General features: G+C 62.5%; 14 protein-coding genes. 9 read left to right on the plus strand and 5 right to left on the minus strand.

Annotated elements, in window-relative coordinates; translation table 11 throughout:
- Positions 1-119 precede the first annotated feature (119 nt).
- From QMO82_RS25490 to QMO82_RS25515, 6 genes are all read left to right on the plus strand, one after another.
- Positions 120-1,184, plus strand: coding sequence for an ABC transporter permease (locus QMO82_RS25490; RefSeq protein WP_183605531.1), 1,065 nt, complete (start codon positions 120-122; stop codon positions 1,182-1,184).
- 2 nt (positions 1,185-1,186) lie between these two features.
- The gene (locus QMO82_RS25495) at positions 1,187-1,984 is read left to right on the plus strand and encodes an ATP-binding cassette domain-containing protein (RefSeq protein WP_183605532.1); all 798 of its coding nucleotides are present in this window, start codon (positions 1,187-1,189) and stop codon (positions 1,982-1,984) included.
- On the plus strand, positions 1,981-2,613 hold the full coding sequence (locus tag QMO82_RS25500; RefSeq protein WP_183605533.1) for a nucleoside triphosphate hydrolase: 633 nt from the start codon (positions 1,981-1,983) through the stop codon (positions 2,611-2,613). The genes QMO82_RS25495 and QMO82_RS25500 overlap by 4 nt, the downstream gene beginning before the upstream one ends.
- Positions 2,614-2,787: 174 nt before the next feature.
- Positions 2,788-3,834, plus strand: coding sequence for a dihydroorotase (pyrC, locus tag QMO82_RS25505; RefSeq protein WP_183605534.1), 1,047 nt, complete (start codon positions 2,788-2,790; stop codon positions 3,832-3,834).
- 177 nt (positions 3,835-4,011) lie between these two features.
- Positions 4,012-5,190: a GGDEF domain-containing protein gene (locus QMO82_RS25510; RefSeq protein ID WP_183605535.1), complete on the plus strand. Its 1,179-nt coding sequence runs from the start codon at positions 4,012-4,014 to the stop codon at positions 5,188-5,190.
- A 202-nt stretch (positions 5,191-5,392) separates the two neighbouring features.
- Entirely contained in the window at positions 5,393-5,929 is a 537-nt protein-coding gene (locus QMO82_RS25515; RefSeq protein WP_183605536.1) for a glyoxalase superfamily protein, read from the plus strand.
- Between the two features lies 1 nt (position 5,930).
- On the opposite strand, the gene QMO82_RS25520 is transcribed toward QMO82_RS25515, so the two are convergent.
- The 3 genes from QMO82_RS25520 to QMO82_RS25530 all read right to left on the minus strand — a co-directional run bounded on the left by QMO82_RS25520 (position 5,931) and on the right by QMO82_RS25530 (position 7,979).
- Positions 5,931-6,572: a glutathione S-transferase family protein gene (locus QMO82_RS25520; RefSeq protein WP_183605537.1), complete on the minus strand. Its 642-nt coding sequence runs from the start codon at positions 6,570-6,572 to the stop codon at positions 5,931-5,933.
- Between the two features lie 97 nt (positions 6,573-6,669).
- Entirely contained in the window at positions 6,670-7,152 is a 483-nt protein-coding gene (locus QMO82_RS25525) for a DUF1772 domain-containing protein (protein WP_183605538.1), read from the minus strand.
- A 2-nt stretch (positions 7,153-7,154) separates the two neighbouring features.
- Positions 7,155-7,979 (minus strand): NmrA family NAD(P)-binding protein, encoded by an 825-nt coding sequence (locus QMO82_RS25530; RefSeq protein WP_183605539.1) that lies wholly within the window; start codon positions 7,977-7,979, stop codon positions 7,155-7,157.
- A 101-nt stretch (positions 7,980-8,080) separates the two neighbouring features.
- Here QMO82_RS25530 and QMO82_RS25535 point away from each other — a divergent pair, with 101 nt between their 5' ends.
- From QMO82_RS25535 to QMO82_RS25545, 3 genes are all read left to right on the plus strand, one after another.
- Positions 8,081-8,734 carry a TetR/AcrR family transcriptional regulator gene (locus QMO82_RS25535; protein ID WP_183605540.1) on the plus strand — a complete coding sequence of 218 codons (654 nt, stop codon included), beginning with the start codon at positions 8,081-8,083 and terminating at the stop codon, positions 8,732-8,734.
- Positions 8,735-8,807: 73 nt separating this feature from the next.
- Complete coding sequence (locus QMO82_RS25540) at positions 8,808-9,497, plus strand: orotate phosphoribosyltransferase (protein WP_183605541.1); 690 nt, start codon at positions 8,808-8,810, stop codon at positions 9,495-9,497.
- Positions 9,498-9,558: 61 nt separating this feature from the next.
- Positions 9,559-10,485 carry a carbohydrate kinase gene (locus QMO82_RS25545; RefSeq protein WP_183605542.1) on the plus strand — a complete coding sequence of 309 codons (927 nt, stop codon included), beginning with the start codon at positions 9,559-9,561 and terminating at the stop codon, positions 10,483-10,485.
- Positions 10,486-10,543: 58 nt separating this feature from the next.
- Here QMO82_RS25545 and otsA read toward each other — a convergent pair whose 3' ends face one another.
- Together otsA and pgi are read right to left on the minus strand one after the other, a co-directional pair.
- Positions 10,544-11,944: an alpha,alpha-trehalose-phosphate synthase (UDP-forming) gene (gene otsA, locus QMO82_RS25550; protein ID WP_183605543.1), complete on the minus strand. Its 1,401-nt coding sequence runs from the start codon at positions 11,942-11,944 to the stop codon at positions 10,544-10,546.
- Between the two features lie 554 nt (positions 11,945-12,498).
- Positions 12,499-14,124, minus strand: a complete 1,626-nt coding sequence (gene pgi / locus QMO82_RS25555) for a glucose-6-phosphate isomerase (protein WP_183605544.1) — start codon at positions 14,122-14,124, stop codon at positions 12,499-12,501.
- Between the last annotated feature and the right edge of the window lie 141 nt (positions 14,125-14,265).

Here is a 14,265-nt window from a genome sequence, read left to right on the forward strand (position 1 = left end):
TCCCCGGCCGTTTTCGACGGACGATGTACCGTCGCCTCACGAACCGGCTCAGCAAAGACCGGAAGGATATCGGTGACGGCCCCCGCGCGAGTTCGGCGCGCGGATGCGGAGGAGGAACCATGACCGGAACACAGGAATTCGAACGCGTCCTCGACGGCAGCGACAAGAGCGTCGCCTCCTTCGAGCACCAGGATGTCTCGCTGATCAAGCGCGCCCAGCATTTTCTGCACTCGACGCCGGCCGCCGTGCCGCTGATCGTGCTGGTGCTGGCGATCATCATCTTCGGCATCGCCATCGGCGGACGGTTCTTCTCGTCCTATACGCTGACACTGATCCTGCAGCAGATCGCCATCGTCGGCATTCTCGGTGCTGCCCAGACGCTGGTCATCCTGACGGCCGGCATCGATCTTTCGATCGGCGTCATCATGGTGATCTCGGCGGTCATCATGGGCAATGTCGCCATCACCTACGGCATACCGACGCCGATCGCCGTCATATCAGGCCTCCTGGTCGGCGGCCTGTGCGGATTGCTGAACGGCTTTCTCGTCGCCTTCATGAAGCTGCCGCCCTTCATCGTCACGCTCGGCACCTGGAATATCGTCATGGCGACGAATTTCATCTATTCCGCCAATGAGACGATCCGCGACACCGACGTCGACGAACAGGCGCCGCTGCTGCATCTTTTCGCCATGAGCTTCAAAGCCGGCACAGCCGTGCTGACCCTCGGCGTCATCGCCATGGTGCTGCTCGTCATGCTGCTCTGGTACGTGCTCAATCACACCGCCTGGGGCCGGCATGTCTATGCGGTCGGCGACGATCCGGAAGCGGCCAAGCTCTCCGGCATCCAGACCAAGAAGGTGCTGCTCACCGTCTACACCATCTCCGGCGTCATCGCCGCCTTCGCCGCCTGGGTCTCGATCGGCCGCAACGGCTCGATCTCGCCGTCCTCGGCGGTCACCGACTATAACCTCCAGGCGATCACCGCGACCGTGATCGGCGGCATCTCGCTCTTCGGTGGCCGTGGCTCCATTCTCGGCACGCTCTTCGGCGCGATGATCGTCGGCGTCGTCTCGATGGGCCTCAACATGCTCGGCGCCGACCCGCAATGGAAAGTCCTCTTGACGGGCGTGCTGATCATCGCCGCCGTCGCCATCGACCAGTGGATCAGAAAGGTTTCGGTGTAATCATGGCTCGCGAACCCCTTCTCACCGCCCCCCTTCTCACTGCCCGGGGTCTCGTCAAGCGCTATGGCCGCGTGACTGCGCTCGACAATGCCGATTTCGACCTCTATCCGGGTGAAATCCTCGCCGTCATCGGCGATAACGGCGCCGGCAAATCGTCGCTCATCAAGGCGATCTCGGGCGCCGTCACCCCGGACGAGGGGGTGATCACGCTCGAAGGCAAGCAGGTGCAGTTCCGCTCGCCGATGGAAGCGCGCGAGGCCGGCATCGAGACCGTCTATCAGAACCTCGCTCTGTCGCCGGCGCTGTCGATCGCCGACAACATGTTCCTCGGCCGCGAGATCCGCAAACCGGGTCCGCTCGGCTCCTGGTTCCGCATGCTCGACCGGCCGGCCATGGAAAAGCTGGCGCGCAACAAGCTGTCCGAACTCGGCCTGATGACCATCCAGAACATCAACCAGGCGGTGGAAACGCTCTCCGGCGGTCAGCGTCAGGGCGTCGCGGTCGCCCGTGCCGCCGCCTTCGGCTCCAAGGTCATCATCATGGACGAACCGACGGCAGCCCTTGGCGTCAAGGAAAGCCGCCGCGTGCTGGAACTGATCCTCGACGTGCGCGCGCGCGGCCTGCCGATCGTGCTGATCTCCCACAACATGCCGCATGTCTTCGAGGTGGCCGACCGCATCCATATCCACCGTCTCGGCCGGCGTCTCACGGTGATCAATCCCAAGGAATACACCATGTCCGACGCCGTCGCCTTCATGACCGGCGCCAAGGCGGTGCCGACGGAGCCGGTCGCTGCATGACGGCTGGAGTAGACGAAATTGCCGGCGAGGTTCTGAGCCGCGCCGGCAACTCCAGGCGTTTCCTGGTGGCGATCGCCGGGCCGCCCGGTGCCGGCAAATCCACCATGGCCGACAATCTCGCCGACGCCCTGAAGGCAAAAGGTGAGAGCGTCGCGGTGCTGCCCATGGATGGATTCCACATGGACAATGCCATTCTCATCGAACGCGGCCTGCTTGCCCGCAAGGGCATTCCGGAGACCTTCGATGTGCGCGGCTTCCTGGATATCGTCCGCGCGGTTCGCCCCGCTGATCAGGAAGTTCTCGTTCCCGTCTTCGACCGCTCGCGCGAACTTGCGATTGCCTCCGCCCGCCCGATCGCTCCCGAGGATCGTTTCATCATCATCGAAGGCAACTATCTGCTCTTCACACAGGGCAAATGGGCTGAGCTCGACGGCATCTTCGACTACACGATCATGCTCGCTCCGCCGATCGAGGTGCTGGAAGAGCGCCTTTGGGACCGCTGGCGCGGTTACAAGCTGACCGAGGAAGAGGCGAGTGCCAAGGTCTACGGCAACGACCTGCCGAACGGCCGGCTGATCCTCGAAAACCGCCGCCCGGCCGATGTGACGCTGGAGATCGCGCTGGCGTGATGCCGCGGCGATTGTTTTCACATAAGGGATAATGCATATCGCCCGGAAGTGTGCGGCGGTTTTGGGGCAACGACATGCACGAAAAAAGAGCGAAAGCGCGTCGCATGATTCAATTTCAATGCGACGCGCTTTAGTGCTATCGAGGCCGCAGACGCATCGCTTCGGAGGCCTGCCATGCAATCGATCACCATCCGCCGTCCCGACGACTGGCACCTGCATCTGCGCGATGGCGCCATGCTGGAAGGCGTGATCGCCGATACGAGCCGCACCTTCGCCCGCGCCATCATCATGCCCAATCTGGTGCCGCCCGTCGTCACGACATCAGACGCCAAGGCTTACAAAGAGCGTATCCTCAAGGCCCTGCCGCAAGGCCATCGCTTCCAGCCGCTGATGACGCTGTATCTCACCGAACACACCAGCCCCGACGATGTCGAGGAGGGGAAGAACAGCGGTCTCATCACCGCCGTCAAGCTTTACCCGGCCGGCGCCACCACCAATTCGCATGGCGGCGTGCGCGACATGGAAAAGGCGCTGCCGGTGCTGGAGCGCATGGCTGAGATTGGTCTGCCGCTCTGCGTCCATGGTGAGGTGACGACGCCTGAGGTCGATATCTTCGATCGCGAGGCCGTCTTCATCGACACCGTGCTCGATCCGCTGCGGCAGCGCCTGCCGGAACTGAAGGTGACGATGGAGCATGTGACGACCTCAGATGGCATCGATTACATCAAGGCGGCCAAATCAAATCTCGCCGGCTCGATCACCACCCATCACCTGATCATCAACCGCAACGCCATCCTGGTCGGCGGCATCCGTCCGCATTATTACTGCCTGCCGGTCGCCAAGCGCGAAAACCACCGGCTGGCCTTGCGTGCGGCTGCCGTAAGCGGTGACGCCCGCTTCTTCCTCGGCACCGATTCCGCCCCGCATGTCGACCCGCTGAAGGAATGCGCCTGCGGCTGCGCCGGCATCTACACTTCGATCAACACGATGAGCTGCCTTGCCCACGTCTTCGAACAGGAGGGCGCTTTGGAGCGGCTCGAAGCCTTCGCCTCGCTGAACGGACCGGCCTGGTACGGGCTTCAGCCGAACGAGGAGCGCATAACCCTGTCACGGCAGGCCGAGCCGGTCGTCTTTCCCGCGAGGATTGAAACCGGCGCCGGTCCGGTGACGGTGTTCGATCCGATGTTTCCCTTGCATTGGCAGGTCGTGCAGCAAGCGTAAGCGTTCAGAATTCAATTTTAAATGGAATATTCATCTTAAGTTTCGGCGCGACGTTAAACGCGTAACATTCGCATTGTGCAGTGCATCATTTGTTAACGGATGCATAAGACATTCCTCGCCGCGGACCCCATAAGCTGCCAACATCAGGCGCTGGAAAAGCTGCGGAGACTGAAAAGCATGACGCTTGACTACAACTCCCTTTTGTTGGCGCTCGGCGTTTCCACGGCATGCCTGGCCGTGACGCTGATGGGAAGCTGGATTGTCCGTCGGGCGGAAACGGTGCTGCTGACCGCCACCGTCGGCCTGGTCCTCGTCGTCAGCGGCATTTTCGTCTACAGCGCCTATGTCAATAGGCCGGAGACATGGCTGGGCGTCGCCAATTTCGTGCTGTTTCATGCCGGTTTTGCGACCATATGGGGGGCCGGCCGGCAGTTCCTCACCGGCCGCCCGTCCGTCCCGGCGATCGTGATCCGCGCCCTTGCGGCGATGGTCTTCTCCGTCGTGCCGATGCTATCAGGCTATGACGGCCTGGCCTTCATCGCCGACAATATCGCCATCGCCCTTTTGCTCTTTGCCACCGCCCGGCAGTATTGGCTCGCCCGCGCCGAGGCGCCGGCGCCGCTCCTCGGCATCACCGCGCTTTATACGCTGACGGCGATCTCTTTCGTCCTCTGCGCCGCCGTGCTGATCTCCGATGGCAAGCTGGTGCTCGGCAAGGCTCCCAGCAACTGGGCCGAAGACCTGAGCCTCGCCGTCTGCATCGCCGGCATGACCGGCATCGGCGCGCTATCGCTGGCGCTGCATCAGTGGCGGCTGGCCGCCCGCCATCGTCTGGAGGCGATCACCGATCCGCTGACCGGCCTGCTCAACCGCCGCGCCCTGTTCGACGAGTACGGCACGCGCCCGATGGGCGCGACCACCGCCGTCATCGTCTTCGACATCGATCATTTCAAATCCGTCAACGACCGCTTCGGCCATGCAGCCGGCGATCGTGTGCTCAAGGTCTTCGCCGGCGAACTCGCCGCCCATTGCCGCAGCGGCGACATTGCCGCCCGGCTCGGCGGCGAGGAATTCGCGCTGGTGCTGAAGGAGATCATGCCCGGCCGGGCGGAACTCACGGCCGAGCGCATCCGCCGGGCTTTTGAGGCGCGCGAAATCCATATCGATGACGAAGTGCTGACATGCACGGTCAGCGTCGGCGTCGCGCCCGGCCGCTCGAAGCCGCAGGATTTCGACGCCATGCTAAGCGCCGCCGACAAGGCGCTCTACACTGCCAAGCGCGCCGGCCGCAACCGGGTCGAGCTTGCCGGCCACCTGCAGGCCGTTCCCGTCGAGGCAGCGCGCACCGCGTCTTGATCGCCGATCGATCCTCTCATACTATCGCCGTCGGCCGGATGCGGCCAGCCGCCCCGCGACGCTCGAGTTTGACGCTCTGGCGTTATGGTGAATGCATCCAGACAACATCCTTCACATCCGTGCCGTTTGGCGATCGATGGCGAACGGGTCAGCAGACGCGGGCACTGATCTTCCTGTTTGCCGTCAACGGAAGGATGACATCATGCGCGATTTTCGCGATGCCAAGCTCATGGCAAAGACATTGCGGCAGGCCCTCGCCGACCGCGACATTTCGCTCACCCACAGCGAAACGCTCGAAATCGTTGCCCGCCAGTTCGGGCTCGATCAATGGAATATTCTCTCGGCGAAGATAGAGGAGGCGGGCACCTCCCGCTCGGTCATCGGCATCGAGCCGCCGATGCCGATCTTCCGCATCTTCTCGGTCGAAAAGGCCAAGGAATTCTATTGCGGCTTCCTGGGCTTCCGTCTCGATTGGGAGCACCGTTTCGGCGAAAATTTTCCGCTCTATTGCCAGGTCTCGCGTGACGGCATGGCACTGCACCTGAGCGAACATTCCGGCGACGCCAGCCCCGGCGCCAAGGCCTTTGTCCGCGTCGCCAATGTGCGGGCCTACCACGCCGAACTTGCCGGCAAGGACTACCGCTACATGAAGCCCGGCGTCGAGCAAGCGCCGTGGGGGCTGGAGATGACCGTCATCGACCCCTTCAGCAACCGCATCGCCTTCTGCGAGCAGACGTAGTCTACCGTGTCGCGCCGGCATCGGAATGTGGGTCGATGCTATAGGGATAGACCGGATAATCCGCCCCGATGGCATCCCGAACGCGCTCTGACCAGGCGACGAAGGCGGGATAAGATTTGAGAGAAAAGCCGCAATCCTCGGCCCGGTGGCTATAGGCGTAAACGGCGATATCGGCGATCGTCAGCTCCCGGCCGACAAGAAACAGGCTGTCGGTCAGGCCGCGATCGATTGCGGCGGCCGCGCGGGTTGCGGCTTCGCGCTTGCCCGCAACCATGCTCTGGTTACGCTCCAGCCGTCCCGTCAACGTCCAGAAGCGCAGCGAGCCGATGACCGGCTCGACATGATACTGTTCGAAGAACAGCCATTGCATGACCTTGGCGCGCAGATAGTGATCTGACGGCAGGAAGTGCGTGCCCTCGGCGAGAAAAGTGAGGATCGCATTGGATTCGGCGATCGGACGCCCGTCGTCGAGTTCGAGAACCGGGATGGCGCCCACCGGATTGAGTTTCAAAAACGCCTCGGTGCGGCTCTCGCCCTCGAAGATCGAGACGATACGGCTATGATAGGGTATGTCGAGCAGGCCGAGCAAAACCCGGACCTTCCAGCCATTTTGCGACGGCATGTAATCGTGAAGCGTAAACATGACGGTCCTTTCGCGGCGATTGCCCAACATCGCATGCCCGCCCGGGGCCAACCACCCGATTCCTGAAAGGCGCGGCGGATCGCCGAGAAGCAATCTTTCAAACAATCATCAGCGCCCGCACGAAAGCGACCGAGGCAAGCAGCGAGGCGATCGTCCGCACATGGTTCCACCACGTCCAGTCCCTGAGATAGGTGGCCCAGAACGCCATCGTGTCCGGCCCGCTACCGGCGACCTTCTCAAGCGCATCGTTCATCGGCACGTTGAAGATGATGGTCGAGAGGAAGGAGGCCAGCACATAGAGTGCCGCACCCGCCACCATCAGCAGGGATGCCCCGCCGCGCCAGTCGATCATCGCCAGCACGGCGATGACGACACAGAGGATCGCCGTCGGCACGAACAGGCCCATGAAGGGCGAGCGGACGATCGTGGCGTTGATCGAGTTCATCGCCGCGATGCCTTGCTCTGCAGGAATCCGCGAGAAGGCGGTCATGATGAAGGTCGAAAAGGCGAAGAAGATGCCGGCGACGAGGCCGCTGCCGATCGCTGCGGCTGCGAGGGAGATGGTGAGAACGATCTGCATGGTCAGGCGCTCCATAGTCCGGTTGCCGCGGTCTCCCGCGCATAGTGGCCGAAATCGGTGGCGGGGCGGCCGAGAATTTCGGCGACACCGTCCATAGTGCTGGAATTGCGCCCGTCGAGCACCTGGCCGAACAGTTCCTCCAGAAGATCGGTCAGGCCCTGCGGCAGGCCGGCAGCCGCAAGCCCGCCGGTGAATTCAGCCATCGACACCTGTTCATATTCGATCGGCCGCCCGGCGGCCTCAGCGATTTCGGCGACCGCCTGTCGGAATGTCAGCGCCCGCGGGCCGGTCAGTTCGTAAGCCTTGTTGCGATGGCCGGGATCGGTCAAGGCGGCGACGGCCGCATCGGCGATATCGTCGGCATCGATGAAGGGTTCGCGGATCTCGCCCGCCGGCAATTGCAGCCGGCCGGCGAGGATCTGTTCGACAAAGGCGCCCTCGCTGAAATTCTGGCAGAACCAGGAGGCACGCAGGATGGTCGTGTCAATGCCGGAGGCCTTCAGCGCCGCCTCGCTGCGTTGCGCGCCCTCTTCGCCGCGACCGGAGAGCAGCACGATATGCTCAAGGCCACAGTCTACCGCGACCTTGGCGAGCGCCCCGATCACCAATGCCGCCCAGGCGACGGAAAGATCCGGCTGGAAGGCGACATAGGCGCTCGATGCGCCCTCGAGTGCGCCGCACCAGGTCGATCTGTCCTCCCAATCGAAGGGACGGGCGCTCGAGCGCGATGCGGCGCGAACGGTGAGCCCACGCGCTTCCAGACGTTTGATGATGCGGCTGCCGGTCTTTCCCGATCCACCGACGAGGACAATTTCGGAAGTCTGCATGTCAAAACTCCTCCCAAATCTCAAAACAAGAGAAACTCTCTCATTTGCAAAATGAGATAATCTCTCTTATTTTCTTTGTCAACTTGGAAAAGGAGCAGACGATGTCGCAACAGCCGGTCGCCACGCGCAGACGCCAGTCGGAGCATACCGGCCAGCCGCGCCGGATTCCCAGCCAGCAGCGCGGCCGCGAGCGTTTCGAAAAGATCCTCGCCGTCGCCTCGGAGCTGATCGAAAGCCATGGCAGCGACGGCTTGAAGATGAGCGAGATCGTCGAAAAGGCCGGTCTTTCGTTCGGCGCCCTCTATCAATATTTCCCCGACAAGAGCTCGATCATCCGCACCTTGGCCGAGCGCTTCAACGAAGAGGGCAGACGGTGCGTCGAGGCGGAGCTGGCGAAGGTCGCCGACGCCGCCGGCCTGCAGGGCGCGCTCGCCAATATCGTCGACGAATATTACGGCTTCTTCCGCCGCGAGCCTGTGATGCGCGACATCTGGCATGCGACCCATACCGACAAGCTGCTGCAGCAGATCGATGCCGAGGACATGGAATTCCATGCCCAGGCATTTCTCGGCGTGCTTATCCGTCTAGGGCCGGATCGCGACCGCAAGGCGCTGCTCGCGATCGCAAGGCTGACGATGCAGCTGCTTGCCGCCGGCGTGCGTTACGCCGTTTCGCTGGATGCGGAGGAGGGCGCCCAGGCGGTTGCCCTGCTCAAGAAAATGCAGAACGCCGATATCGACCGTCTGCTGCAGTGATCGCCGCCTTTCGTCTGGAAACGGCGGGCTCTTGCTGCTATTCCCGCAAGGATCCAAGCCGAAGGAGAGCCGCATGATCCAGACCACATTTCCCGATCGCGCCGTGATGGCCGAGTTGCTGGCCAAGATGCTCTGGGAGATCAAGGCGGTGCATTTCAATGCCGCCCAGCCGTATAAACTCTCCTCCGGCATGGCGAGCCCGGTCTATATCGACTGCCGCAAGCTGCTCTCCTTCCCGCGCATCCGCTCGACGGTGATGGATTTCGCCGCCAGCACCCTGTTGCGCGATGCCGGCTTCGAGCAGTTCGATTGCATCGCCGGCGGCGAGACCGCCGGCATCCCCTTCGCCGCCCTGCTGGCCGATCGTCTCGGCCTGCCGATGATCTATGTCCGCAAGCAACCGAAGGGCCATGGCCGCAATGCCCAGATCGAAGGCAATATGCCGGAAGGTTCGCGCGTGCTCGTCATCGAAGACCTGACGACAGCAGGCGGCAGCATGTTCAAGTTCATCGACGCGGTCCGGGCCGCCGGCGGCATCGTTGATCACGGCATCGCGCTGTTCTTCTACGGCATCTTCGGCGACCAGCGTTTTGCCGACGGCAAGGTCCGGCTGCATCACATCGCCACCTGGCGCAATGTTCTGGCCGTCGCCAAGGCGCAGAAGCTGTTCGACGACAAGACGCTTGAAGAGGTCGAGGCCTTCCTCGATGCGCCGCTCGCATGGTCGGGCAGGAATGGCGGCGTCAGTGAGCTTTCGCTCTAGCTATTGACAAAAGCTCGCTTAATCGGTTGATGAACGTAGAAATGCTGTTGGGAGGAATTCGATGATTTTGTGCTGCGGCGAAGCCTTGATCGACATGCTGCCGAGGGACACCACCTTGGGCGAAAAGGGCTTTGCCCCCTATGCCGGCGGCGCGATCTTCAACACCGCCATCGCGCTCGGCCGCCTCGGCATCCCCACCGCCTTCTTCACCGGCATCGCCGAGGACATGATGGGCGAAATCCTGCTTTCGACGCTGAAGGCGAGCAATGTCGATTACAGCCCATGCGCCATCACCCCGCGTCCCTCGACCATCGCCTTCGTCAAGCTGGTCAACGGCCAGGCGACCTATGCTTTCTACGACGAGGGCACGGCCGGCCGGATGATCACCGAGGCCGATCTGCCTGTGCTCGGCGACGATTGCGAAGCCCTGCATTTCGGCGCCATCAGCCTGATCCCCAGCCCCTGCGGCGAAACCTACGAGGCGCTGCTTGACCGTGAAGCCGCGACCCGCGTCATCTCGCTCGATCCGAATATCCGCCCCGGCTTCATCAAGGACAAACCGGCGCATATGGCCCGCATCAAGCGCATGGCGGCCAAATCAGACATTGTCAAATTCTCCGACGAGGATCTCGATTGGTTCGGTCTTTCAGGTGACCATGATACGCTCGCCGCCCACTGGCTTGCCCACGGCGCCAAGCTCGTCGTCATCACCAAGGGCGCGGAAGGCGCCTCCGGTTATACAAGCGAGCGCAAGGTCACGGTGCCGAGTGAGCGCGTCACCGTCGTCGATACGGTCGGCGCCGGCGATACCTTCGATGCCGGCGTGCTGGCGTCGCTGAAGATGGATGGTCTGCTGACCAAGGGGCAGGTCGCCAATCTTGACGAAAAGGCGCTGCGCAACGCCCTGGCGCTCGGCGCCAAAGCTGCGGCCGTCACCGTCTCCCGCGCCGGCGCCAACCCGCCCTGGGCGCATGAGATCGCTCTTTAACCCTCGCGCCCCGGCCGGTGCGAGGCTCTTTGTGGTGACGCGGCTGGACGCTGATCGATCAGGCGCCTGTTCGGGCAAGCTCGGGAGCGGTCACCAGGTCCCGCAAGAAGTTTTCGCACCAAAGCGAGACATCGTGAGAGAGCAGATGCTCCATCATCATGCTCCAGCGCTCGCGGCGCTCCCCAAGCGACATGGCAAGGCCCCTGGCAAGCGCATTGGCAGTGCCTTCGACATCGTAGGGATTGACCAGCAGCGCACCCTTCAGCTCCCGAGCCGCGCCGGCAAAGCGCGATAGCACCAGGACGCCCGGGCGATCCGGGTTCTGAGCGGCGACATATTCCTTGGCGACGAGATTCATGCCGTCGCGCAACGGCGTGACCAGCCCGATCGTCGCCAGGCGGTAGAGGCCGGCGAGCACGGTGCGGTTGATCGAACGGTTGACATAGCGGATCGGCACCCAGTCGACCGTCCCGATGGCGCCGTTGACGCGGCCGGCCTGCTCGGCGACCATCTTCTGCATATGCTCGTATTCGGGAACTTCCGATCGCGACTTCGGCGTGATCTGCAGATAGGTGACCTTGTTCTGATAGGCGGGATTGCCGGTGAGGAAGCGTTCGAACGCTTCTAGCCGCTGAATGATGCCCTTGGAATAATCGAGGCGATCGACCCCGATGATCATGTCGCGGCCTTCAACGCTGCGCCGGGTCTTCTGCACCATGACATTGTTTGCGGCGCTCTCGGCGAAGTCGGCGAAGGCCGCGGTTTCGATCCCGATCGGATAGGCGCCCGCCTTGAATATCCGCCCATGTGAATCGAACGATCCATTTCCAAGGTCGTCGCCAATGCCTTCCCTTCTGAGATACCCGGCGAAGTTCTGGAGGTCGTAGTCCGTCTGGAAGCCGACGAGATCGTAATGCGAGAGCCCGCGCATGATTTCTTCATGGACCGGCATCGTGACGAGAATGTCGGCCGGCGGCCAGGGAATGTGCAGGAAGAAGCCGATCCGGTTCTTCAGCCCCATTTGGCGCAGTTCGGCGGCCAGCGGAATGAGGTGATAGTCATGAACCCAGATGATGTCGTCCGGCTCGATCATCGGCGCCAGCCGGTGCGCGAAAAACCGGTTGACGCGGAAATAACCGGCCATTTCCTTTCGGCCATATTCGGCGAGGTCGAGGCGGTAGTGGCAGATGGGCCAGAGAACACGGTTTGCAAATCCGCGATAATATTCCTCGACGTCGGTGTCGGTGAGATCGGTCAGCGCATAGGTGATGTTCCCCTTCTGCAGGTGCGCCAGCGGACCAGGCTCCCTGTCTCCGCTCGACTCTCCCGACCATCCCATCCAGATGCCGCCGCGCGCCTGCAGGGCTGCCTGCAGCGCCACGGCCAGCCCGCCGGCCGCGGCGCTCCCATCTTTGGCCGGCATGGGAACACGATTGGATACGACGATAAGACGGCTCATGAACTTCCTTTGGTGACGATCGATCGTGAAAACGCTCTGTTGCGAGCGTCTCGAGCAATCTCGTGAACTGGGCGCGAAAGAGTAAATCCGGACGCGAGTGGCCCGGTGCATACGCCAGCGGAAACAACGAAACGGGGCGTCGTCCCCGGCTTGTAGGCCATGTCGTCGGAATACCCTGCGCATAGAATTTGCTTGAATCTAGGGCGATTGCGGGGGAATTGAAAGAATTCTTTCTAAAATTTTCTATTAGAAGAACGTTCAATCCGGTTTTGCGCCGTGGGCCCTGTAGACAGGAATGCATCAGACAGGCCGCTATACGTTCACCTTTTGCGGGCCGCAATGACGATGTGGGCGCCAATCCGCTCTGGGTGCATGAGATTGGTTTGTAAGGTTGGAGCCAGCGTCAGCCCTCATGCGGCTGCCGTCACCTTCTCCCCCTAAACGGGGCGAAGGGACGATGCCGCAAGCTCTCCGTCCTCATCTACGTCTCGCATGGCACGTCCCCTCTCCCCGTCAGAACGGGGAGAGGATTAGGGTGAGGGGCGATCTCTCGCTTACTTCGCAAGCTTCGCCAGCGCCGCAACCAGGCCCTGCGTCGACGAATCATGCGATGCCGCACTCTGCTTGCCCTCGACAACCGGCAGCAGGCCAGTCGCCAGTTCCTTGCCGAGCTCGACGCCCCATTGGTCGAAGGAGTTGATCCGGAAGAGCACGCCTTCGACGAAGACGCGATGTTCGTAGAGCGCGATCAGGCGGCCGAGGGCGTAGGGGGTCAGCTTGTCGTAGACGAAGGTGATCGACGGACGGTTGCCGGTGAAGACGCGGTGCGGAGCGATGAAATCGGCCTTCTTGTCGTCCATGCCCTTGTCGGTCAGCTGCTTCTTGGCTTCCGCGAAGGTGCGGCCCTTCATCAGCGCTTCCGACTGGGCGAGCACGTTGGAGATTAGCAGCTGGTGCTGGTGGCGCAGCTCCGGCTCGAAGGCGTTGGCGGCGATCATGAATTCGGCCGGGATGATGCTCGTGCCCTGATGGATGAGCTGGTAGAAGGCGTGCTGACCGTTGGTGCCGGGCTCGCCCCAGACGACCGGGCCGGAATTGCCCTCGACCGGCGTGCCGTCGATGGTGACGCCCTTACCGTTCGATTCCATGTCGAGCTGCTGCAGATAGGCCGGGAAGCGCGACAGGCGCTGGTCGTAGGGCAGGATGGCGCGGGTGGGGTAGCCGAGCACATTGCGGTGGTAGAAGCCGATCAGGCCGAGCAGCATCGGCAGGTTCTCGGTAATCGGCGCCTTACGGAAGTGATTGTCGACGGCATGGGCGCCGTCGAGGAATTTGCCGAAATTCTCCGGCCCGACGGCGATCATCAGCGGCAGGCCGATGGCCGACCAGATCGAGTAGCGGCCGCCGACCCAATCCCAGAAGCCGAAGACGCGGGCGCTGTCGATACCGAAGGCGGCGACCTTGTCGAGCGCCGTCGAGACGGCGGCGAAATGATGCTGCACGGCCGCTTCGCCGAGCGCCTTGGCGATGAAATTGCGCGCCGTCTGTGCATTGGTCATCGTTTCGACGGTGGTGAAGGTCTTCGAGGCGACGATGAACAGCGTCGTCTCGGGCTCGACGAGCTTCAGGATGTCGGCGATATGGGCGCCGTCGATGTTGGAGACGAAATGCGCGCGCGGGCCGTCATGGAAGGGGGCAAGCGCCAGCGTCGCCATGACGGGGCCGAGATCCGAGCCGCCGATGCCGATATTGACGACATCGGTGATTGCCTTGCCGGTGGCGCCTTTCAGCGCGCCGGAGCGGATCTCGTCGGCAAACCTACCCATGGCGGCAAGCACCGCGTTGACATCGGGCATGACGTCCCTGCCGTCGACCAGAACCGGCGTGTTGGAGCGGTTGCGCAGCGCGGTGTGCAGAACGGCGCGGTCCTCGGTGAAATTGATCGCCTTGCCGGAGAACATTTCCTCGCGCTTCTTTTCGACGCCGCCTTCTTCGGCAAGCTTGACCAGCAGCTTGAGGATGTCGTCATTGACCGCCGTCTTGGAAAAATCCATCAGCAGGTCGTCAAGCGCGACGGAAAAACGCGAAAAGCGCTGCGGATCGGCGGCGAAGGCGGCGCGGATATCGGTCGCCTTGGTGGCATCAGCGGTGCTTTTCAGCTGTTCGACGATGGCGTTCATGGGAGGCTCCTTTGGAGGCGGAAAGGTTGCGGAAACTATTCGCTTTCTCCAGTGCAAATCAAGTTCAGCCGCCGCTCAACATATAAAAAAGCCACCCGTGGCGAGCGGATGGCCGTCAATTTCATGACAGCGCCGCGCGGC

This window comes from Rhizobium sp. BT04 (assembly GCF_030053135.1).
Lineage (GTDB): Bacteria > Pseudomonadota > Alphaproteobacteria > Rhizobiales > Rhizobiaceae > Rhizobium > Rhizobium binxianense.